Annotated in this window: 20 protein-coding genes and 1 pseudogene; 4 read left to right on the top strand and 17 right to left on the bottom strand. The window is 73.0% G+C overall.

Features of this window, described 5'->3' with window-relative positions; all coding sequences use genetic code 11:
• Positions 1-86: 86 nt before the first annotated feature.
• The 4 genes and pseudogenes from era to OOK31_RS30295 form a co-directional block, all read right to left on the bottom strand.
• On the bottom strand, positions 87-1,028 hold the full coding sequence (gene era / locus OOK31_RS30285) for a GTPase Era (protein WP_267090862.1): 942 nt from the start codon (positions 1,026-1,028) through the stop codon (positions 87-89).
• A 516-nt stretch (positions 1,029-1,544) separates the two neighbouring features.
• Positions 1,545-1,952, bottom strand: a pseudogene (locus OOK31_RS39460) (DUF916 domain-containing protein); the annotation flags it as partial.
• Positions 1,949-3,232 carry a beta-xylosidase gene (locus OOK31_RS30290; protein ID WP_267090570.1) on the bottom strand — a complete coding sequence of 428 codons (1,284 nt, stop codon included), beginning with the start codon at positions 3,230-3,232 and terminating at the stop codon, positions 1,949-1,951. The pseudogene OOK31_RS39460 and the gene OOK31_RS30290, both read right to left, overlap by 4 nt.
• A 125-nt stretch (positions 3,233-3,357) precedes the next feature.
• Positions 3,358-4,416, bottom strand: a complete 1,059-nt coding sequence (locus OOK31_RS30295) for a GlxA family transcriptional regulator (RefSeq protein ID WP_267090571.1) — start codon at positions 4,414-4,416, stop codon at positions 3,358-3,360.
• Positions 4,417-4,487: 71 nt separating this feature from the next.
• Here OOK31_RS30295 and OOK31_RS30300 point away from each other — a divergent pair, with 71 nt between their 5' ends.
• Positions 4,488-5,786, top strand: coding sequence for an MFS transporter (locus OOK31_RS30300; RefSeq protein ID WP_267090572.1), 1,299 nt, complete (start codon positions 4,488-4,490; stop codon positions 5,784-5,786).
• 3 nt (positions 5,787-5,789) lie between these two features.
• Here the strand turns inward: OOK31_RS30300 and OOK31_RS30305 are convergent, their stop codons facing one another.
• The 12 genes from OOK31_RS30305 to hrcA all read right to left on the bottom strand — a co-directional run bounded on the left by OOK31_RS30305 (position 5,790) and on the right by hrcA (position 17,711).
• Complete coding sequence (locus tag OOK31_RS30305) at positions 5,790-6,155, bottom strand: cytidine deaminase (RefSeq protein WP_267090573.1); 366 nt, start codon at positions 6,153-6,155, stop codon at positions 5,790-5,792.
• Between the two features lie 179 nt (positions 6,156-6,334).
• Positions 6,335-6,688 (bottom strand): MmcQ/YjbR family DNA-binding protein, encoded by a 354-nt coding sequence (locus tag OOK31_RS30310; protein ID WP_267090574.1) that lies wholly within the window; start codon positions 6,686-6,688, stop codon positions 6,335-6,337.
• Positions 6,685-7,992: a hemolysin family protein gene (locus tag OOK31_RS30315; protein WP_267090575.1), complete on the bottom strand. Its 1,308-nt coding sequence runs from the start codon at positions 7,990-7,992 to the stop codon at positions 6,685-6,687. The genes OOK31_RS30310 and OOK31_RS30315 overlap by 4 nt, the downstream gene beginning before the upstream one ends.
• On the bottom strand, positions 7,989-8,486 hold the full coding sequence (gene ybeY / locus OOK31_RS30320) for an rRNA maturation RNase YbeY (RefSeq protein ID WP_267090576.1): 498 nt from the start codon (positions 8,484-8,486) through the stop codon (positions 7,989-7,991). The genes OOK31_RS30315 and ybeY overlap by 4 nt, the downstream gene beginning before the upstream one ends.
• Positions 8,487-8,499: 13 nt before the next feature.
• Complete coding sequence (locus OOK31_RS30325) at positions 8,500-10,617, bottom strand: PhoH family protein (RefSeq protein ID WP_267090863.1); 2,118 nt, start codon at positions 10,615-10,617, stop codon at positions 8,500-8,502.
• A 140-nt stretch (positions 10,618-10,757) separates the two neighbouring features.
• The gene (locus OOK31_RS30330) at positions 10,758-11,855 is read right to left on the bottom strand and encodes a PfkB family carbohydrate kinase (RefSeq protein ID WP_267090577.1); all 1,098 of its coding nucleotides are present in this window, start codon (positions 11,853-11,855) and stop codon (positions 10,758-10,760) included.
• A gap of 332 nt (positions 11,856-12,187) precedes the next feature.
• Complete coding sequence (locus OOK31_RS30335; protein ID WP_267090578.1) at positions 12,188-13,090, bottom strand: ribonuclease Z; 903 nt, start codon at positions 13,088-13,090, stop codon at positions 12,188-12,190.
• 3 nt (positions 13,091-13,093) lie between these two features.
• Positions 13,094-13,453 (bottom strand): histidine triad nucleotide-binding protein, encoded by a 360-nt coding sequence (locus OOK31_RS30340; RefSeq protein WP_267090579.1) that lies wholly within the window; start codon positions 13,451-13,453, stop codon positions 13,094-13,096.
• Positions 13,454-13,580: 127 nt separating this feature from the next.
• On the bottom strand, positions 13,581-14,324 hold the full coding sequence (locus tag OOK31_RS30345) for a 16S rRNA (uracil(1498)-N(3))-methyltransferase (protein ID WP_267090580.1): 744 nt from the start codon (positions 14,322-14,324) through the stop codon (positions 13,581-13,583).
• Positions 14,321-15,412, bottom strand: coding sequence for a nitronate monooxygenase (locus OOK31_RS30350; protein ID WP_267090581.1), 1,092 nt, complete (start codon positions 15,410-15,412; stop codon positions 14,321-14,323). The genes OOK31_RS30345 and OOK31_RS30350 overlap by 4 nt, the downstream gene beginning before the upstream one ends.
• Before the next feature lie 145 nt (positions 15,413-15,557).
• On the bottom strand, positions 15,558-16,694 hold the full coding sequence (gene dnaJ, locus OOK31_RS30355; protein ID WP_267090582.1) for a molecular chaperone DnaJ: 1,137 nt from the start codon (positions 16,692-16,694) through the stop codon (positions 15,558-15,560).
• Positions 16,695-17,711, bottom strand: coding sequence for a heat-inducible transcriptional repressor HrcA (gene hrcA, locus OOK31_RS30360; protein ID WP_267090583.1), 1,017 nt, complete (start codon positions 17,709-17,711; stop codon positions 16,695-16,697).
• 170 nt (positions 17,712-17,881) lie between these two features.
• Here hrcA and OOK31_RS30365 point away from each other — a divergent pair, with 170 nt between their 5' ends.
• The 3 genes from OOK31_RS30365 to OOK31_RS30375 all read left to right on the top strand — a co-directional run bounded on the left by OOK31_RS30365 (position 17,882) and on the right by OOK31_RS30375 (position 20,160).
• Positions 17,882-18,613: an MBL fold metallo-hydrolase gene (locus tag OOK31_RS30365; protein WP_267090584.1), complete on the top strand. Its 732-nt coding sequence runs from the start codon at positions 17,882-17,884 to the stop codon at positions 18,611-18,613.
• Between the two features lie 28 nt (positions 18,614-18,641).
• The gene (locus OOK31_RS30370; protein WP_267090585.1) at positions 18,642-19,454 is read left to right on the top strand and encodes a DUF3097 domain-containing protein; all 813 of its coding nucleotides are present in this window, start codon (positions 18,642-18,644) and stop codon (positions 19,452-19,454) included.
• 94 nt (positions 19,455-19,548) lie between these two features.
• Positions 19,549-20,160, top strand: coding sequence for an ADP-ribosyltransferase (locus OOK31_RS30375; RefSeq protein ID WP_267090586.1), 612 nt, complete (start codon positions 19,549-19,551; stop codon positions 20,158-20,160).
• Positions 20,161-20,178: 18 nt separating this feature from the next.
• Here OOK31_RS30375 and hemW read toward each other — a convergent pair whose 3' ends face one another.
• A complete protein-coding gene (gene hemW / locus OOK31_RS30380; RefSeq protein ID WP_267090587.1) occupies positions 20,179-21,411 on the bottom strand; it encodes a radical SAM family heme chaperone HemW in 1,233 nt (410 codons plus the stop codon).
• Positions 21,412-21,459: the final 48 nt, after the last annotated feature.

Consider the following 21,459-nt stretch of genomic DNA (forward strand, 5'->3'; position numbering starts at 1 on the left):
CCGCCGGACGGAGTCCGGCGCAGCGCCCCCGAAGCCGGAGCGGCCCGCCAGGGCCGATCCGTGCGAGGGGCGCGTCAGGAAAGGGGTCAGAAGCCGAGCTTGCGCAGCTGCTTGGGGTCGCGCTGCCAGTCCTTGGCGACCTTCACGTGCAGGTCGAGGAAGACCGGCGTGCCGAGCAGCGCCTCGATGTGCTTGCGCGACTTCATGCCGACCTCCTTCAGGCGGGCGCCCTTGGGGCCGATGATGATGCCCTTCTGGCTGGGCCGCTCGATGTAGACGTTGGCGTGGATGTCCAGCAGCGGCCGGTCGGCGGGCCGGTTCTCCCGCGGGATCATCTCCTCGACCACGACGGCGATGGAGTGCGGGAGCTCGTCGCGCACGCCTTCGAGGGCGGCCTCGCGGATCAGCTCCGCGACCATCACCATCTCGGGCTCGTCGGTGAGGTCGCCCTCCGGGTACAGCGGCGGGCTCTCCGGCAGCATCGGCGCGATCAGGTCCGCGAGCAGCTGGACCTGGGTGTCGCCGACCGCCGAGACGGGGACGATCTCGGCCCACTCGAAGCCCAGTTCCTGGGCGAGCTGGTGGACGGCGATGAGCTGCTCGCCCACCACCTTGGACTCGACCAGGTCGGTCTTGGTGATGATGGCGATCTTGGGGGTCTTCTTGATCCCCGCGAGCTCCTTGGCGATGAACTTGTCGCCGGGGCCGAGCTTCTGGTCGGCGGGCAGGCAGAAGCCGATGACGTCGACCTCGGCCCAGGTGGTCCGTACGACGTCGTTCAGGCGCTCGCCGAGCAGGGTGCGCGGCTTGTGCAGGCCGGGCGTGTCCACCAGGACGAGCTGCGCGTCCGGGCGGTGCACGATGCCGCGCACGGTGTGGCGGGTGGTCTGCGGCCGGTTGGAGGTGATCGCGACCTTGGTGCCCACGAGCGCGTTGGTAAGGGTCGACTTGCCCGCGTTGGGACGGCCGACGAAACAGGCGAAGCCCGCGCGGTGCGGGGCGGTGGGCTCGGGGGAACGATCGCTCATACGGGCCATTCTCCCCGATGCGGGTCCCAGCGCCGACCAGACTGCCGCCAGGAGGGCCGATACGAGTGCCAGAGCGGGTCCGAGCCGGGGGTTCGCGGCATGGTCGACGCCCGCGGAGGCCCGGGCTCCGGAGGCTTCGGCGCGCACCGTGAGCCGGGTCCGCTCCAGGGCGGGCGGCCGGTCCCAGCGGGTGCTGAGCCGGACCTCCCGGCCGGGGAGCAGCTCGGCGGGCAGTCCGGTGAGATCGCGGCGCAGGACGGTGCGGCCGAGGGTGCCGGAGGCGGTGAGGGTGGCGCGGGGGCGGAGGGTGACGTTGCCGAGGTTGCGCAGGGTGTACGAGACCACCGCGCCGCCGTCGGCGCCCGCCTCGGCCCGGACGTCCTCGACGGCGAGGGCGGGGGCCGTCGGGCCGGTGACCCTCAGGTACACGCGGGCGGCGACGGCCTGCCGTACGTCGATCCCCGGGCCGGTGGCGGGCGCCTCGGGCCGCTCCTCCAGGGCCACGACGGCGCCGGGGTGGTCCCCGGGTTCGGCCCGGTCGGGGACGGTGACGGTGAGGCCGACGTCGACCGCTCCCCGGGCCGGTACGGTGACCCGTTCCTGCGCGAGCCGCGCCCAGGCGGCGGTGGCGCGGCGCGGCTCGTCGGGGCCGCGGAGGGCGAAGCCGCCGTCGCGGGCGGTGTTGTGGGCGTCGGCGGTGTAGAGCCGGAAGGTGCGGGGCCGGTCGGTGCGGTTGGCGACGGTGACGGTGTCGTGGACGGCGGTGCCGGGCGCTGCGGAGAGGTAGAAGTAGGGGCGCTGTCCGACGGCGGTGGCGGCGGGGAGCACCGACCACTGGCCGTTGTCGGCGGCGGCGGCCCTGCCGGCGGGCCCGAGCAGGACGAGACCGAGCAGGAGCACCTGCGCGAGGACGGCCCGGCTCACGACAGGGTCAGGGTCAAGGTGGCCGTGTAGGCGCCCGGCGGGGTGTAGGGCGGGACCCGCAGGGTGACGGCGGCGTCGAGGGTGAAGGTGCCCCCGGTCAGCGGGGCGTCCGCCGTCGAGGCGAGTACGGCGCCGTCCGGGCCGACCGTCCCGGCGCTGCCCGCCGTGCAGGCGCTCGGGCTGCCGGCCGCCGCCACGCAGCTGGGGGTCCAGGCCAGTGAGCCGGCGGGGATGCGGACGCCGCCCGGGCCCGTGAAGTCGGTGACCTTGCCGACCAGCGACCAGCCCGCGGGCCCGCCCCGGGCGTCCTTGACGGTGACGGTGCCGATGCGGCCGGGGGCCGCGCCGCCGTCCCCGTACGGGACCGCACCGAGGGTCACGGCCTCCCCGGTCTGGGTCATGGCCAGCGTGCCCGGCTCGACGGTGGCGGTGACCCGCCGGGCGGCGGGCACCGCCGGGGCCGGTCCGACGACGGTGTACGCGGCGGGGCCGGTGCCGCGCTGCGCGGACCAGTCGGTGCCCTCGTACGCCACCACCCCGGTCGTGGCCCGGTCGGTGACGGGCAGTTCCGCGGTGAGCTGCCCGAGCCGGTCGGCGGTGGCGGTCACCCGGTCGGCGGTCCCGGCGGCGCCGGCGCGCCCGGTGACGGTGACGGCGGCGCCCGGTACGAAGCCGGCGCCGGTGACGTGGACCCGGGCGCCCGGTTTCCCGTGGGCGGCGCCGAGCGAGATGCCGCGCAGGTTGGCGGTGGGCAGCGGGGCCGCCTCGATCCGCGCGGCGGCGGGGGCGCCGTCGGCGGTGCACACGGTGTCCAGGTCGGCGAGGTGCGCGGTGTGCAGGGTGTAGCCGCCGGGGGTGAGGGTGATGCCGCCGGGCGCGGTGACGGTGAAGGTGCCGGTCATGGTGACGGCGGGCAGGGCGGCGCCCGCCGGGACGGGCTCGTTGCGCGCGGCGCCGACGACGGTGACCTCGCCGCTCTGCGCGCCCCCGAGCAGGATCCGGCCGGCCGGGGTGAGGACGTCGGCGGGGAGTTCCCCGCCGACGGGGTTCGGGGCCGGGGTGCGGGTCACCTGGTAGGTGACGGTGACGGTGTCCCCGACGCGGGGCGCCGGGTCGTCGACGGTGATCCGGGCGGTGGTGGGCCCGTCGGCGGGCGGGAGCCCGGCCTCCTGCGGCGGGAGGCAGTGCGTGGGGAACTCCACCCGCCCCGGAGGCGTTTCCCCCTCGGCGGAGGCCGGCGCGGCGAGCGCGCCCCCGGCCGCGGCGGCGAGTACGGCCATGCCGACGGCCGCCGACCGACAACTCCTGCTGCGCGCCCGTGTCCGCACTGCCCGCCCCCCGCTGCCGCCTCGCCCGGGACCCGGCCCCGCGCCGGGGGCCATTGACGAGCGGGCGGCGGGAGAAGTCAATGCACGGAACCCGCACGAACTGATGGCCCATCAGAAGATGTCGGGGTGCCGCCCCCGCCGCCCCCGCCGCCCAGCGCCGCCGCCTCCCGGAAGGTCCGCCGGTAGGCGGTCGGGCTCACGCCCAGCGCCGCCCGTACGTGCTTGCGCAGCGACTGGGCGGTGCCGAAGCCCGTCTCCCGGGCCACCACCTCCATCGCCAGCTCCGTGCGCTCCAGCAGCTGCCTGGCCCGCTCCACCCGCTGCGCGGTGATCCACTCCCCCGGGCTGACCCCGGACTCCTCACGGAAACGGCGCGTGAAGGTCCGTACCGACACGCACTCCTGCCGGGCCAGGTCGCTCAGGCGCAGCGGCTCGTGCAGCCGGTCCAGCACCCAGGCCCGGGCCGCCGTGGTGCTGGCCTGCTGCGTCTCGGGCACCGGGCGTTCGATGAACTGCGCCTGCCCGCCGTCCCGGTGGGGCGGTACGACGGTCCGCCGGGCCACCTCGTTGGCGACGGCCGCGCCGTGGTCGCGGCGGACGATGTGCAGGCACAGGTCGATGCCGGCGGCAACCCCGGCGGAGGTCAGGACGTCCCCGTCGTCGGTGTAGAGGACCCCGGCGTCGACCAGGACGGCCGGGAAGAGCCGTTGGAAGTGCTCGGCGGAGGCCCAGTGGGTGGTGGCCCGCCGGCCGTCCAGATAGCCCGCGGCGGCCAGGACGTAGCCGCCGGTGCAGATGGAGACCAGCCGGGTGCCGGGCCGGATGTGCGCGAGGGCGGCGGCGAGCTCGTCGGTCAGCGTGCCGTGTTCGTGCACCGGGCCCAGCTCGTACGAGGCCGGTACCACCACCGTGTCGGCGGTCGCCAGCAGCTGCGGGCCGTGCTCGACGTGGACCGCGAAGTCGGCGTCGGTGCGCACCGGTCCGGGGGCGAGCCCGCAGGTGAGGATCTCGTAGAGCGGGCGCCCGGCGGGGTCCTTGGCGCGGCCGAAGATGCGGTGCGGGATGCCGAGCTCGAAGGGCAGCAGGCCGGTGAGGGCCAGGACGACGACGCGGTGGGGCTCCGGGGAGGACTCCATGGCCCGATCGTAGCGAAGCATGACGGTCAGGCCACTGTCGTACGGGTGCCCGTGGGCCGGAAGCTGTCGGCGTGACGCAGACAGCCCCCACCTCCACGGCCGCTTCCCCGCAGGCCCCCCGCCGGCCCGGCCGCATCCACCGGGCGTGGTTCGCCGCCGCGGTCGGCTTCGTGACGATCATCGGCGCCGCCGCCTCCGCCTCCCTCCCGGGACTGCTCATCGAGCCACTGCACGAGGAGTTCGACTGGTCGCGCGGCACGATCGGCTTCGCGGTCTCGGTGAACCTGGCCCTCTACGGGCTCACCGCCCCCTTCGCCGCCGCGCTGATGGACCGTTTCGGCATCCGCAAGGTCGTCGCGGTGGCCCTGACCGTCATAGCGGGCGGCTCGGCGGCCACCGTGTGGATGACGACGTCCTGGCAGCTGGTGCTGTTCTGGGGCGTGCTGGTGGGCCTCGGCAGCGGTTCGATGGCGCTGGCCTTCGCGGCGACGGTCACCAACCGCTGGTTCACCGCCCGGCGCGGCCTCGTCACCGGCGTCCTGACGGCTGCCGGAGCCTCCGGGCAGCTGGTGTTCCTGCCGCTGCTGTCCTGGCTGGTGGAGCACCACGGCTGGCGCCCGGCCTCGGTGACGGTGTCGCTGGCCGCGCTGGCCGTCGTCCCCTTCGTGTGGCTGCTGCTGCGGGACCACCCGGCGGACGTGGGCCTCGCCCCGTACGGGGGCACGTACGCGCCGAAGCCCGCGCCGGTGCCGGGTGCGGCCCGGCGGGCCGTGACGGTGCTGTTCAAGGCGGCCAGGACGGGACCGTTCTGGCTGCTGGCGGGCACCTTCGCGATCTGCGGGGCCTCGACGAACGGCCTGGTGCGGACCCACTTCACGCCCGCGGCCCACGACCACGGCATGCCGGTGACCACGGCGGCCGGTCTGCTCGCGGTGATCGGCGTGTTCGACGTGGTCGGCACCATCGCCTCGGGCTGGTTCACCGACCGCTTCGAGGCGCGCCGCCTGCTGGCGGTGTACTACGCCCTGCGCGGGGTGTCGCTGCTGTTCCTGCCGATGCTGCTGGCGCCGTCCGTGCACCCGCCGATGCTGTTCTTCATCGTCTTCTACGGCCTGGACTGGGTGGCGACCGTCCCGCCGACCATCGCCCTGTGCCGTGAGCACTACGGGCAGGACAGCCCGATCGTCTTCGGCTGGGTCCTGGCCTCGCACCAGATCGGCGCGGCACTGGTGGCGTTCCTGGGCGGGGTGGCCCGGGACGCCTTCGGCTCGTACGACCTGGTCTGGTACGCCTCGGGGGGCCTGTGCGCGGTGGCGGCCCTGATGGCGATGGTCATCCGCCGCCGCACCCCGGCCCCCGTGGCGGCGTAGGGATCAGGCTCCGGCGGGGGTGGTGGACTTCAGGGTGCCGTCGGGGCCGGCCAGCAGGACCGGGGTGGACGGGCCGCCGAGGTCGCGGACCGCGGCGCGGTCGGCGTCGGCGGGGGCATCGGCGGCGCTCACCACGGCGGCGGCCTCCAGGGAGCGGGCGCCGCTGGCCACTGCCATCGCGACGGCCGTCTGGAGCGCGCTCAGCTTGAGGGAGTCCAGCTCCACCGTCCCGGCGACGTACGTCCGGCCGGTCTCGTCACGCACCGCCGCGCCCTCGGGCACACCGTTGCGGGCCCGGGCGCTGCGCGCCAGCGTGATGATCTTGCTGTCCTCGGGGTCGATCCCGGTGCCCACGGTGCTCTCGGTCATAGGCGAAAGCATAGGGAGCGCCTCGGCGCGGCCGTGCAACGACCCCGCCGAGGCGCCCTCCCCTCCGTCCCGGGTCTCCCCGGGGCCAGAACAAACCTAAGCGGCGGGTAAGCGGTTCCTGAGATCCGAAGGTCACACCCTGACATGACCTTCGGCCCGATCCCATTTCATCCGACGACCTAGGGCCGGTCGAGCCGCAGCCGCTCCGCCCTCGGCAGCCCCGCCACGACCAGGTCGTACGAGTCCTCCACCAGCTCCCGCACCAGCGCGTCCGGCAGCTCCCCGACCGTGACCGTGTTCCAGTGCCGCTTGTTCATGTGCCAGCCCGGGACCACCGCCGCATGCTCGGCGCGCAGCCGCACCGCGGCCTCCGGATCGCACTTGAGGTTGACCTTCAGCGGCTCGCCGTCCAGCGCGCTCAGCGCGAACACCTTGCCCAGCACCTTGAACACCGAGGTCTCCGGCGTGAAGGGGAACTCCTCCACCGCCGCGTTGAAGCCCAAACAGAACGCACGCAGCTCCGCCGGGGTCATTCCCCCTCCTCACCCTCGCCGGGCGCGGGGAGCACCGGCTCCACGAGCACCGTCACGATCTTGTTCCGGCGGCCCGCCGGGGACTCGGCGGTCATCCGCAGCGGACGCCCGTCCGGCAGCTCCACCACGGCCGAGGCACCCGCGATCGGCACCCGGCCCAGGGCCTTCGCCAGCAGCCCGCCGACCGTCTCGACGTCCTCGTCGTCGAAGGCCTCCACCCCGAAGAGCTCACCGAGGTCGGTGATGTCGAGGCGCGCCGTGACCCGGTAGCGGTCGTCGCCCAGTTCCTCGACGGGCGCGATCTCCCGGTCGTACTCGTCGGTGATCTCGCCGACGATCTCCTCCAGGATGTCCTCGATGGTGACGATGCCGGCCGTGCCGCCGTACTCGTCGATGACGACGGCCACGTGGTTGCGTACCGACTGCATCTCGCGCAGCAGGTCCCCGGCGTTCTTCGTGTCGGGCACGAACACCGCCGGCCGCATCACCGTCGAGACCAGGTCGACCTCCGCCTCCCGGCTGATGTGCGTCCGGCGGACCAGGTCCTTGAGGTACACCATGCCGACGATGTCGTCCTCGTTCTCCCCGGTGACCGGGATGCGCGAGAAACCCGACCGCAGTGCGAGCGTGGTCGCCTGACGGATCGTCTTGTACCGCTCGATGCAGACCAGGTCGGTGCGCGGCACCATCACCTCGCGCACCAGCGTGTCGCCCAGCTCGAAGACCTGGTGCACCATCCGGCGCTCGTCGTCCTCGATCAGCGATTCCTTCTCCGCGAGGTCCACCATCGCGCGCAGCTCGGCCTCGGAGGCGAACGGCCCCTTGCGGAAGCCCTTCCCGGGCGTGAGCGCGTTGCCGACGAGGATCAGCAGCTGCGGGATCGGCCCCATCACCCGCGCCAGCGGCACGAGGACGTACGCGGCCGCCGTCGCGGTGTTCAGCGGGTGCTGGCGGCCGATGGTGCGCGGGGACACCCCCACCGCCACGAACGACACCAGCACCATCACGGCGATCGCCACGAGCAGCGCGGTCCAGTTCTCGCCGAACTCGTCGAGGCACACGTACGTGACGAGCACGCCCGCCGCCATCTCGCAGGTCACCCGCACCAGCAGCGCGACGTTCACGTAGCGGGTGGGGTCGCCGGCGACCTGCGCGAGCTTCTCGCTGCCGCGCCGGCCCTCCCGTACGGCCTGCTCGGCGCGGAAGCTGGAGACGCGGGCGATCCCGGACTCGGCGCACGCCGCGAACCAGGCCACCACGACCAGCAGGACCGCCCCGGTGATCAGCTGCGGGGCGCTGGTCACGAGACGGTCGGGGCCGGGGACGGGCCGGTGATGCCCCGCTCGCCGCGCCAGCCGTCGACGATGGCCGCCTGGAGGCCGAACATCTCGGCCTTCTCGTCCGGCTCCTCGTGGTCGTACCCGAGCAGGTGGAGCACTCCGTGGACGGTCAGGAGCTGGAGCTCCTCGTCCATGGAGTGCCCCGTCGGAGCTTCCTCGCCCTGCCGCTTGGCGACCTCGGGGCAGAGCACGATGTCGCCGAGGAGCCCCTGCGGGGGCTCCTCGTCGTCCTTCGACGGCGGACGCAGCTCGTCCATCGGGAAGGACATGACGTCGGTGGGTCCGGGCAGGTCCATCCACTGGATGTGGAGCTGCTCCATGGCGTCCTCGTCGATGACGATGACGGAGAGCTCGGACAGCGGGTGGATCCGCATCCGGGTGAGCGCGTAGCGGGCGATGTCGAGGATCGCCTGCTCGTCGACCTCGGTTCCGGACTCGTTGTTGACGTCGATCGACATGGTGCGCTGAGCTCTACTTCCGCTGGTGGCCGTTCACGGCCTGCTGGCCGTCGTACTTCTCGTACGCGTCGACGATACGGCCGACCAGCTTGTGCCGGACGACATCCTCGGACGTGAGCCGCGAGAAGTGGATGTCCGGCACCCCTTCGAGGATGTCCTGCACCTGCCGCAGACCACTGCGGGCACCACCGGGCAGGTCGACCTGCGTGACGTCACCCGTGATCACGATCTTCGAATCGAAGCCGAGACGGGTCAGGAACATCTTCATCTGCTCGGTGGTCGTGTTCTGCGCCTCGTCAAGAACGACGAAGGCCTCGTTCAGGGTGTTGTGCGTCAGCAGGTAGTCCTGGGTGACGTACAGCGAGTCCTCGGCGGCCACCTGGATGCACACGGCCTCCTCGCGGCCCGCGGGCTCGATGGAGTCGATGAAGCGCATGGGGCGCCCACCGCCGCCGGCCGCGTGGTACGCGTCCCGCTTGCGGGTGAGGCGGAAGGGCTCGATGCCCTCGGGGAGGCGGATGTCGACGATGTGGCTGTCGCGAATGAACGGGACGTCGCGGCCGTTGACCCTGCCGGGCTTACGGCCCGCCGCAGCCCGGCGGCGCGTGTACGCCACGCCCCCCAGCGACTGAACCAGCGCGATCACGTCGTCTCGGAGCAGGATCGACGTAGTCGTGAACTGAACGCGGCAGGTGCGGTCCGTCTGAGTGACCGGACCGCCATCGGTGTCGAGCAGCCCCTGGAGTACCGCGAGACGTACCTCAGCCGAGTTGTAGAGGTAGTCGTCCGGCACCAGCTTCGAACACGACCGAGTGCCCAGCAGATCCATGGAGCGAAGCATCGTCGTGACCGGGTTCGCCACCCCGCTGCCCGGTTCACCTGGGATTGGCACGCGGTTCAGGAAGTAGTCATAGCGCCCCTTATGCCGCAGTCTGACCCCCGGCAGCGCCGTTTCCAGCGCGGACGAGAGCTCGGGGTCCGCGGTGGTGAAGGAAGGCGTGATGCTTCCCGTGATGCAGCCGTCACCCAGCAGCAGACCCAGCGCATACGGATCCATGGGAACCTCGCGCTCAGGGAACTCGACGGGCGCGGTGAGCAGCGGCAGCTCATAGCGGCGGGCGTGCGCCGCGCGGAGGTTGCCGATCATCTCCCTGGTCTCCAGAACCCGCCACGGCTTGTCGCGCCGCTTGTCCGAGGCCGTACGGACCGTCCACAGGTGCTCACCGCAGCACAGGGTCCAGGAGCCGTCCTGGGCGGTGACCCGGTAGATGTCCTTCTCGCCCTGCGGGTAGACACCCAGTACAGGGGTCGGCTCACCGTTCGACCCGACGACCAGGTCGCCCACCTGGAGGTCACCGATGGGACGCCAGCCGTCGGGCGTCAACACCTTGGTGAAGAGTGGTTGCGCTCTTCCCCTCATGTAGGCCAGGGGCGCGACTTCGATCGTCCCGGCCGCCATCAGCCGCGGAATGGAATCAGGGTCGATCATGTCGTGCAGCGCGTCGTAGAGCGGTCGCAGGTACGGGTCGATCTTGTCGAAGAGGGTGCCCGGCAGGAAGCCGAGCCGCTCCCCCGCCTCGACGGCCGGCCGGGTCAGGATGATCCGGCTGACCTGCTTCGACTGGAGCGCCTGGACGGCCTTGGCCATGGCCAGGTAGGTCTTGCCGGTACCCGCGGGGCCGATGCCGAAGACGATCGTGTTCTTGTCGATCGCGTCGACGTACCGCTTCTGGTTGAGGGTCTTGGGGCGGATCGTGCGGCCACGGCTGGAAAGGATGTTCTGGGTGAGCACCTCGGCCGGGGTCTCCTCGGGACCGCCCCCGTTGCCATTCGCCTTGAGCATGGCGATCGAGCGTTCCACCGCGTCCTCCGTCATCGGCTGCCCGGTGCGGAGCACCAGCATCATCTCGTCGAACAGGCGCTGGATCAGGGCGACTTCCGCCGCCGCCCCGACCGCGCTGACCTGATTGCCCCGAACATGGATGTCGGCCTTCGGGAAAGCCTTTTCGATCACGCGCAGCAGCGCGTCGCCCGAGCCGAGCACCGTCACCATCGGGTGCGTCGCCGGAACGGTGAAGTGGGCTCGCGCCTGGCCCGGCGCGGGGGTGTGGGCTGTCGGTGTCTGAGTCATGGGCCGGCACTGTGGCCTGCGCATACCTCCCGCTGAGGGGCCGCGCCGATCGTCGACCTCCGGAATACCAAGGGTACGTCCACCCCGTGGCATCCCCGAGGGGTTTTACGGCCCGGCCCCCGGACGTTCTCCGTACGTTCCTACACGGGGTGGCGGAACCCGATCGTCGGGACGGCCCGGCGGCGCGGGGAGAGGGCGCCGCCCGGCGGTACCAGGTCGTCCAGGAACCCGTAGCGCCCCCGCAGGGCGTCCGGGGCGGAACGCCACCAGTGGGCGACCTCGGGCCAGCCCGGCGCGGAGAGGGAACCCCCGAACTCCTGCACCGACAGCGCGGCCGTCAGCCCGGCGAAGGCCAGCCGGTCGGCCAGCGGCCACCCCGCGAGGCTGCCCGTGACGAAGCCGGCCACGTACACGTCGCCCGCGCCCGTGGGATCCAGGGCCTCCACCGCGATCCCCGGGACCTCGGCGGTCTCCCCGGTCCGCCCGTCCACCGCGTACGAGCCTTCGGCCCCCATGGTCACCACCGCGACCGGCACCCGCTCCGCCAGGGCCCGGGCCGCGGCGCGCGGACAGTCGGTGCGCGTGTACCGCATCGCCTCGCCCGCGTTGGGCAGGAACGCCTCGCAGTGCTCCAGGTCGGCCAGGGCCCCCAGGTCCCAGCGCCCGGTGTCGTCCCAGCCGACGTCCGCGAAGATCCGCGAGCCCCGGCGGGCCGCCTCCGCGATCCACCCCTCGCCCGGCCCTGCACCCAGCGAGGCCACCGCCGCGCGGGCCTTCGGCGGGCAGCTCGGGAAGGGCCCGGGACCGGCCGGCGGCGGGGCCTCGTGGCCGTGGGAGACCATCGTGCGCTCCCCCTCGTACGCCATCGAGACGGTGACGGGGCTGTGCCAGCCGGGGACGGTCCGCGACATCGACAGGTCGATCCCCTCGCCCTGTTCGAGCGCGTCCCAGCAGTACTCGCCGTAGTGGTCGTCCCCGAACGCGGCGGCCAGCGAGGTCCGCAGGCCGAGGCGGGCCAGGGCGGTGGCCATGTTGGCGACGCCGCCGGGGCTGGAGCCCATGCCGCGCGCCCAGGACTCCGTACCGCGGACGGGGGCGGAGTCGAGGCCGGTAAAAATGATGTCGAGGAACACCGTGCCGGTCAGGAAGACGTCGCAGCCCGGCTCGTGGGGATCGCGCAGCGGACCCAGTGGGTCCAGCTGTCCCGGGCGGACGCTGCGGCTGCTTCGACTTGTCACGGTGTACTCCCCGGGGAAGTGTCGTTTCTGCGGGTGGAAAGCTGCCAGCCCTTCCCTCTCGGGGAGGAACCAAACCCAGTGTGACGTACCTCACCTGAGGACGGCTCGCCCGTCACCAGAACCCCACCCGCTGCAACGCCGGCGGGGCTGGAATTGGCGGGACCGGATCACAGACGTGAGGGGTCGGGGACGGGGTGGGGTGTCGTCCGGGATGTAAAACGTGATTTGTTGGCGCGCGGTACCGCCCCACCCAACGCAGCTCCGGATGGGGCGCCATAAATCATGCCCATCCCGGACGGCACCCCACCCCGTCCCCGACCCCGCCCCCACCACTAGCGCTTCGGGAGCGCCACCCGCCCCAGGTCCGCCGCGATCGTCAGCTCCCCCTCGAACCCCGCCCCACGCGCCTCGCGTTCGAACTCCGACGGATCCGAGTACCGCTGCGAGAAGTGCGTCAGCACCAGGTGCCGGACGCCCGCCTCCCGCGCCACCCCCGCCGCCTGGCCTGCGGTGAGGTGCCCGTGGTCCCGCGCCAGCCGCACATCCGCGTCGAGGAACGTCGACTCGATCACCAGCATGTCGCAGCCCTCGGCCAGCTCCGTCACCCCGTCGCACAGCCGCGTGTCCATCACGAAGGCGAACCGCTGCCCCGCCCGGTGCTCGCTGACCTCCTCCAGCGTGACCCCACCGAGGCTCCCCTCGCGCTGGAGCCGCCCCACGTCCGGCCCCTTGATCCCGTGCCGCGCGAGCAACCCCGGGACCATCCGCCGCCCGTCCGGCTCCGTCACCCGGTACCCGAAGGACTCCACCGGGTGCGAGAGCCGCCGCGCCTCCAGCGCGTACGAGGGCCCGCGCGCCAGGATCCCGTCCTCGGCCACCGGCTCCTCCGCCAGCTCCACCGTCTCCCGGTAGGCGGTCGCGTACCGCAGCCGGTCGAAGAACTTCTGCCCGGACGCCGGGTAGTGCGCGCTCACCGGGTGCGGAACCTGGTCGAGGTTGATCCGCTGGATCACCCCGGCCAGCCCGAGGCTGTGGTCACCGTGGAAGTGGGTGACACAGATCCGGTTGATGTCGTGCGCGGCGACCCCGGCCCGCAGCATCTGCCGCTGCGTGCCCTCTCCCGGGTCGAAGAGGATGCCCTCGCCGTCCCAGCGCAGCAGGTAGCCGTTGTGGTTGCGCTGCCGGGTGGGCACCTGGCTGGCGGTGCCCAGGATCACGAACTCCCTGACCGACACGGCTTATCCGGGGGGCCACTCGAGGCCACGGCCCCCGAGGAGGTGCGCGTGCGCGTGGAAGACGGTCTGGCCGGCGCCGGCGCCGGTGTTGAAGACGACCCGGTAGCCGTGGCCGTCGATCTTCTCCTCGGCCGCGATCTCCCCCGCCTCGCGCAGCAGATCGGCGGCGATGCCCGGCTCGGCGGCGGTCAGGGAGGCCGCGTCGGGGTAGTGGACCTTCGGGATGATCAGGATGTGCGTCGGCGCCTGCGGGTTGATGTCCCGGAAGGCGACGGTCGTCCCGGTCTCCCGGACCACCGTCGCGGGAACGGTCCCGGCGACGATCTTGCAGAACAGGCAGTCCGCCTGCGGTTCCCCGGCCATGACTGGCCTCCCATGACATTGACGTTGATCGGTCGGGGCATCGTATCGACCCGCCCCACCGACGGCCCGCCCCGCCAACCGCTCCACCTCACCCCACGACCCACCCCGCCCCAGCCCACCGCCAGGGCTACGCCCACCGCCCGGTGCGCGCGAGCAGCACCGCCGTGGCCGCCGTCCCCGCCGTCGACGTACGCAGCACCGAGCGGCCCAGCCGGTACGGCCGGGCCCCGGCCTCCGCGAAGGCGGCCAGTTCCTCCGGCGAGACCCCGCCCTCGGGGCCGACGACCAGCACCACGGACCCCTTCTCCGGCAGCGGCGCCGTCGCCAGCGCCTCCGAGGCGGTGTCCCGGTCCTCGTGCAGCACCATCGCCAGGTCGGCCTGCGCGAGCAGCGCGGCCACCTGCTTCGTGGACAGCGCCTCGGCCACCTCCGGGAACCGCACCCGGCGGGACTGCTTGCCCGACTCCCGGGCGGTGGCCCGCCACTTGGCCAGGGACTTGGCCCCGCGCTCGCCCCGCCACTGGGTGATGCACCGCGAGGCCTGCCACGGCACGACGGCGTCGACGCCGGTCTCCGTCATCGTCTCGACGGCCACCTCGCCGCGATCGCCCTTGGGCAGCGCCTGCACGACGGTGATCCGGACGTCGGGCTCGGGCTCCTCGAAGACCCCGGTGACGGAGACGGCCAGGCGGTCCTTGCCCTCGGCCGCCGTGACCACGGCCTCGGCCCAGCCGCCCCGGCCGTCCGTGAGGACGAGTTCCTCTCCGGGGTTCAGCCGCTTCACCGACACCGCGTGCCGGCCCTCGGGGCCGTCCAGCACGAACTGCGGCCCCGCGGGGACCTCTTCGACCACGAACACGGGGGCCGTCATGACGCTCTCCTCATCTGCAACACCTGCAACGCGTTCTGCGCCTCGGCCAGTTCGGCCACCAGCACCTCCACCAGCTGCCCGGCCGGCAGCGCCCGCGCCAGCCGGTGCCCCTGGCCCGCCCACAGCGCCATCCCCTGCGGGTCCCCGGCCGCCCCGGCGGCCTTGCGCAGGCCGGAGGTCATGTGGTGGATCTGCGGGTACGCGGCCGGGGCGTACGGCCCGTGCTCGCGCATGAACCGGTTGACCAGGCCCCGGGCGGGGCGGCCCGAGAAGGCCCGGGTCAGCTCCGTGTGGGAGAACAGCGGGTCGGTCAGCGCCTTCTTGTGCAGGGGGTGCGCGCCGGACTCCGGGCAGGCGAGGAAGGCCGTACCGAGCTGGGCCGCCTCCGCGCCCGCCGCGAGCAGCGCCGCGATCTGCGCGCCGCGCATCACACCGCCCGCCGCGACGAGCGGGAGCGCCACGGCTTCGCGTACCTGCGGGAGCAGCGCGAGCAGGCCCATGCCCGCCGTGCCGTCCGTCTGCGGGTCGTCGCGGAAGGTGCCCTGGTGGCCGCCGGCCTCGACGCCCTGGACGCAGAGCGCGTCGGCGCCCGCCACCTGTGCGGCGCGGGCCTCGTCGACGGAGGTCACGGTGACGATGGTGCGCGTACCGGCCTTGCGCAGCCGGTCCAGGACGGCGGGCGCGGGGCAGCCGAAGGTGAAGGAGACCACCGGGACGGGGTCCTCGACGAGGATGGCGAGCTTGGCCTCGTAGCCGTCGTCGCAGGTGCCGATGATGTCCTCCTCGGCGAGCGAGACCTCGTACCAGCCCGCCTCGCCGGCGAGCTGCCCGCGGTAGGCCTCGACGGCGGCGGGGTCCACGTAGGCGGTCTGCGGCAGGAAGAGGTTCACGCCGAAGGGGCGCCGGGTGAGACCGCGGGTCTGTTTGATCTCCTGGTACATGCCGTCGGCGGTTTTGTAGCCGCCGGCGAGGAAGCCCAGCCCGCCGGCCTCGCACACGGCGGCGGTGAGCGGCGGGCAGGAGGCGCCGCCCGCCATGGGAGCCTGCACGATCGGGTACTGGGGGAGACCGTTCGGTGCGGTGGACATGGACTGCATCGTGCCATGTCCCGCTCACCGGGCCGAATCACCGCATTCGCCTGGCATAGTCCGCTTCCCGGCGCCCCCGGGAATGCGCGGAGCCCGGTCCGGGATCTCCCCGGACCGGGCTCCTGCGGTACTGCCGGCGCGCGGGTCAGCGGCCGTTGAAGGCGTCCTTCAGGCGGCTGAAGAGACCCTGCTGGCCGGGCGCGAACTGGCCCGTCGGGCGCTCCTCGCCGCGCAGCTTGGCGAGCTGGCGCAGCAGCTCCTCCTGCTGGGCGTCCAGCTTGCTGGGGGTGGTGACCTCGACGTGCACGATGAGGTCACCGCGGCCGCCGCCGCGCAGGTGGGTGACGCCGCGCCCGTGCAGGGGGATCGCCTGGCCGGACTGGGTGCCGGGCCGGATGTCGATCTCCTCCAGGCCGTCCAGCGTCTCCAGCGGGCACTTGGTGCCCAGGGAGGCCGCCGTCATGGGGATGGTGACCGTGCAGTGCAGGTCGTCCCCGCGCCGCTGGAAGGTCGGGTGCGGCAGTTCGTGGATCTCCACGTACAGGTCGCCGGCGGGGCCGCCGCCGGGGCCGACCTCGCCCTCGCCCGCGAGCTGGATCCGGGTGCCGTTCTCGACGCCGGCGGGGATCTTGACCGTCAGGCTGCGGCGGGAGCGGACCCGGCCGTCGCCCGCGCACTCGGTGCACGGGGTCGGGACGACGGTGCCGAAGCCCTGGCACTGCGGGCAGGGGCGCGAGGTCATGACCTGGCCCAGGAAGGACCGGGTGACCTGCGAGACCTCGCCGCGGCCGCGGCACATGTCACAGGTCTGGGCGGAGGTGCCGGGGGCGGCGCCCTCGCCGGAGCAGGTGGTGCAGACGATCGCCGTGTCGACCTGGATGGGCTTGGTCGTCCCGAAGGCCGCCTCGTCCAGTTCCAGGTCCAGGCGGATCATGGCGTCCTGGCCGCGGCGGGTCCGCGAGCGCGGTCCGCGCTGCTGGGACTGGCCGAAGAAGGCGTCCATGATGTCGGAGAAGTTGCCGAAGCCGCCCGCTCCGAAGCCGCCGGCTCCGCCGCCGCCCGAGGAGGACAGCGGGTCGCCGCCGAGGTCGTAGACCTGCTTCTTCTGCGGGTCCGAGAGGACCTCGTAGGCGGCGTTGATCTCCTTGAAACGCTCTTGCGTCTTGGGATCGGGGTTCACGTCCGGGTGGAGCTCGCGGGCGAGCCTCCGGAAGGCCTTCTTGATCTCATCCTGGGATGCGTCGCGGCGCACGCCGAGAACGGCGTAGTAGTCCGTGGCCACTTACGACTCCGCCAGGATCTGTCCGACGTAACGTGCCACTGCGCGTACCGCTCCCATCGTTCCGGGGTAGTCCATGCGGGTCGGTCCGACCACGCCGAGTTTGGCGACTGCTTCGCCGCCCGAACCGTAGCCGACGGACACGACCGACGTGGAGTTGAGCCCCTCGTAGGCGTTCTCGTGCCCGATCCGTACGGCCATCCCCGACTCCCCGGCCTCGCCCAGCAGCTTCAGGAGGACGACGTGCTCCTCCAGCGCTTCGAGCACCGGCCTGATCGTCAAGGGAAAATCATGTCCGAAGCGAGTGAGGTTGGCGGTGCCGCCGATCATCAGCCGCTCCTCCGCCTCCTCGGCCAGCGTTTCGAGAAGGGTCGCGAGGACGGCCTTGACGGTCGCCCGGTCGTCGATCTCGAACGACTCCGGAAGGTCCTGCACGAGCTGCGGCACGTCCGTGAAGCGCCGGCCGACGACCCTGGCGTTGAGCCGTGCCCGCAGGTCGGCGAGCGAGGCGTCGCCGAAGGGGGTCTGGGTGTCGACGAACCGCTGCTCGACCCGTCCGGTGTCCGTGATCAGTACGAGCATCAGCCGGGCCGGGGCCAGCGACAGCAGCTCGACGTGCCGGACGGTGGAGCGGGTCAGTGAGGGGTACTGGACGACGGCGACCTGCCGGGTGAGCTGCGCCAGCAGCCGTACCGTGCGGCCGACCACGTCGTCGAGGTCGACGGCGCCGTCGAGGAAGTTCTGGATGGCCCGGCGTTCGGGCGTGGACAGGGGTTTGACCCCCGCCAGCTTGTCGACGAAGAGCCGGTAGCCCTTGTCGGTGGGGATCCGGCCGGCGCTGGTGTGGGGCTGGGCGATGTAGCCCTCCTCCTCCAGCACGGCCATGTCGTTGCGCACGGTGGCGGGTGAGACGCCGAGCCGGTGCCGTTCGGTGAGGGCCTTGGAGCCGACGGGCTCCTCCGTCCCGACGTAGTCCTGGACGATGGCGCGCAGCACCTCGAGTCTGCGTTCACTGAGCATCGCGCACACCTCCGGATGCGATCGGTCGGGCGGGCGGCCGTCAGGGCGCCGCGCTTCTTCGGTCTTCGTCGTTGGCACTCCGGGCGTCCGAGTGCCAGAGATCCCCCGGTCAGTGTACGGCCGGGTGGTACGCCGCGGGCAAGGGCGGCCCGCCAGGGTAGCGTCGCGGCATGGACCTGCGTTGGGAAGAGGCGGGCTGGGAGCGGCTGACCGGACGGACCGGGCGGCGGCGGCTTCCGGTGTGGGACTGCACGGTGGGACTGGTGGTGGGGGACGAGTCGGTCCTCCTGATCGATCCCGGTTCGTGCCTGCGGGAGGGTGCGGGGGTACGGGCCGAGGCGGAGCTGCTGACGGGCCGGCGCGTGACCCATATCGCATTCACCCACGGACATTTCGACCACGTCCTGGGCGGCCCGGCCTTCGCGGGCGCCGAGTTCTACGGGGCGGTCGGGCTGGACCGGCTGCTGGGCACCCCCACGGGCCGCGAGGAGGTGCGCGCGAGCGCGGTCGGGCACGGCCTGGACGCGGCGGAGGCGGCCGGGGCGGCGGAGCTGCTCCGGGCACCGAAGCACCTGGTGTCGGGCGAGTGGACGCTGGAGCTGGGCGGGGTGCAGGTGCTGCTGGCCAACGTCGGTCCGGCGCACTCGCAGTACGACCTGACGGTGCTGGTGCCGGGCGAGCGCGAGGTCGTCTTCTGCGGGGACCTGGTCGAGGAGTCGGGCGAGCCCCAGGCGGGCCGGGACGCGGTGCCGGGGCAGTGGCCGGCCGCCCTGGACCGGCTGCTGTCGCTGGGCGGGGACGACGCGCTGTACGTGCCGGGTCACGGAGCGGTGGTCGGCGCGGGCTTCGTCCGTGAGCAACGCGACACTCTGGCGGCCCTGTTCGGCGTGTCGGGGGCGTGAGCGGGGCGGCTCTCCTAGTGTCGGCCGGATGCGTGAGTACTCCCCCGACCTGACCCCGCAGTGGAAGCGCGCCAAGGCCGTGCCGCAGGTGCCCGCCGATCCCGATCTGGTGGTCGAGGTGGCCGGTACGGACTTCTGCGGGGCGGTGGTGGCCTGCGAGGCGGGCACCGTGACCCTGGAGGACCGCTTCGGCAAGCGGCGGGTGTTCCCGCTGGAGCCGAGCGCCTTCCTGCTGGACGGCGCGGTGGTGACGCTGGTCCGCCCGTCGCGGGCGGCGGCCGCCGGGCCTGCCCGTACGGCTTCGGGTTCGCTCGCCGTGCCGGGGGCGCGGGCCCGGGTGGCGCGGGCCGGGCGGATCTACGTGGAGGGCCGGCACGACGCCGAGCTGGTGGAGCGGGTCTGGGGTGACGACCTGCGCATCGAGGGCGTGGTGGTGGAGTACCTGGAGGGCGTCGACGACCTCCCGGCCGTGGTGGCGGAGTTCGGCCCGGGGCCCGACGCCCGCCTGGGCGTGCTGGTGGACCATCTGGTGGCGGGCTCGAAGGAGTCCCGGATCGCCGCGTCGGTGACCTCGCCGCACGTGCTGGTGGTGGGCCATCCGTACGTGGACGTCTGGCAGGCGGTGAAACCGTCCGCGCTCGGCATCCCGGCCTGGCCGGTGGTGCCGCGCGGCCAGGACTGGAAGACGGGCGTCTGCCGGGCCCTGGGCTGGCCGGAGAACACCGGGGCCGCCTGGCAGCACATCCTGTCGCGGGTGGGCTCGTACCGGGACCTGGAGCCGGTCCTGCTGGGGCGGGTGGAGGAGCTGATCGACTTCGTGACGGCCCCGGCCGGCCCCTGACCCGTCGGGCCCGGCGTCAAGGACGGTCCGGCACACACTCACCTTCGGGTGACGTTACGCGTACGCGGGGCGACCCCGGGCAAGGGTGACCTCCATGATCACCTTTGCCTTCCGGCAGCGGATCGTCGTGCTCGCGACCGTCCTCGCCGCCGCCCTGCTGCCGCCCGCCTCCGCCTCGGCGGCCGTGCACGCCGCCGCCCCGGCGAACTCCTGCCCGCTCGTCGGGGACCGCCTCTTCGCCGCCGCCGACCAGCGGGCCGAGCTGGACCGCATCACCCCGACGCCGTCCTGGCGCACCAACTGCAAGCAGCTCTACCGCGCGGACGGCCGCCCGCCGGCGATCGTGTTCGCGGAGGGCTTCCACCCCAAGGACACCGTCGGCGGGCAGTACGACATCGAGCAGTACGTGCTGGTCAACCAGCCCTCCCCGTACGTCTCCACGACGTACGACCACGACCTGTACAAGACCTGGTGGAAGAGCGGCTGGAACTACTACATCGACGCCCCGGGCGGGGTCGACGTCAACAAGACCATCGGTGACACCCACAAGTACGCGTCCCAGGCCGAGGTGGCCTTCCCCGGCGGCATCGACCGCTCCTTCATCGTCGCGGTCTGCCCGGTCGACAAGGTGCTGAAGATCGAGATCATGAACGAGTGCCAGGACAACCCGTACTACCAGCCCTGGCGCGAGAACTACCCGGGCTGACCCTCCCCCGGGACCTGGTCAGTCCACCAGGTCCCGGACCACCGCGTCGGCCAGGAGCCGCCCGCGCAGGGTCAGCACGGCCCGCCCGGCCGCGTACGGGCCCGGCTCCAGCAGCCCGTCGGCGAGGGCCTTCCCGGCCGCCGCGAGCCCGGCCGGGGCCAGCAGCGACAGCGGCACCCCGTCCACCAGGCGCAGCTCCAGCAGGATCCGCTCGACCCGCCGGTCCTCCTCGGACAGCAGCTCGCGCCCCGCGCCCGGGGAGCGGCCCTCGGCGAGGGCGGCCGCGTAGGCGCCGGGGTGCTTGACGTTCCACCAGCGGACCCCGCCGACGTGGGAGTGGGCGCCCGGTCCCGCGCCCCACCAGTCGGCGCCGCGCCAGTACAGCTCGTTGTGCAGGCACCGGCCGGCCTCGGTGGTGGCCCAGTTCGACACCTCGTACCAGTGGTAGCCGGCGTCGGCCATGACGGAGTCGGCGATCAGGTACCGGTCGGCGTGCACGTCGTCGTCGGTCATCGGGACCTCGCCGCGGCGGATCCGGCGGGCCAGCTGGGTGCCCTCCTCGACGATCAGGGCGTACGCCGACACGTGGTCGGGCCCCGCTCCGATGGCCGCGGCGAGGGAGTCCCGCCAGTCCTGGTCGGTCTCGCCCGGGGTGCCGTAGATCAGGTCCAGGTTGACGTGCTCGAAGCCGGCCGCGCGGGCCTCGGCGACGCAGGCCTCGGGGCGTCCGGGGGTGTGGGTGCGGTCCAGGACCTTCAGGACGTGCTGCTTGGCGCTCTGCATGCCGAAGGAGATCCGGTTGAAGCCGCCGGCCCGCAGTTCGGCCAGGTACCGCGGGTCCACCGACTCCGGGTTGGCCTCGGTGGTGATCTCCGCGTCCTCGGCCAGCCCGAACTCGTCGCGGATCGCGGCGAGCATCCGCACGAGGTCGGCGGCGGGCAGCAGGGTGGGCGTGCCGCCGCCGACGAAGACGGTGCGCACGGCCCGGGGGTCGTCGCCGAGCACCTTGCGCGCGAGGCGGACCTCGTCGATCAGGGTGTCGGCGTAGTTCTCCCGGGAGGCGAGCACGCCGCCGGTCCCCCGCAGCTCGGTGGCCGTGTAGGTGTTGAAGTCGCAGTACCCGCAGCGGGTGGCGCAGTACGGGACGTGCAGGTAGAACCCGAGCGGCCGGTCCCCGGCACCCGCCAGGGCGTGCGACGGCAGCGAGCCGTCTTCGGGCATGGGTTCACCGTCGGGCAGTGCGGAAGGCATGGATCCATTGTCCCGCACTGCCCCATGGTCGTTTACGCGCCGGACCGG

Origin of the sequence: Streptomyces sp. NBC_00249 (genome assembly GCF_026342355.1) — a bacterium.
GTDB lineage: Bacteria > Actinomycetota > Actinomycetes > Streptomycetales > Streptomycetaceae > Streptomyces.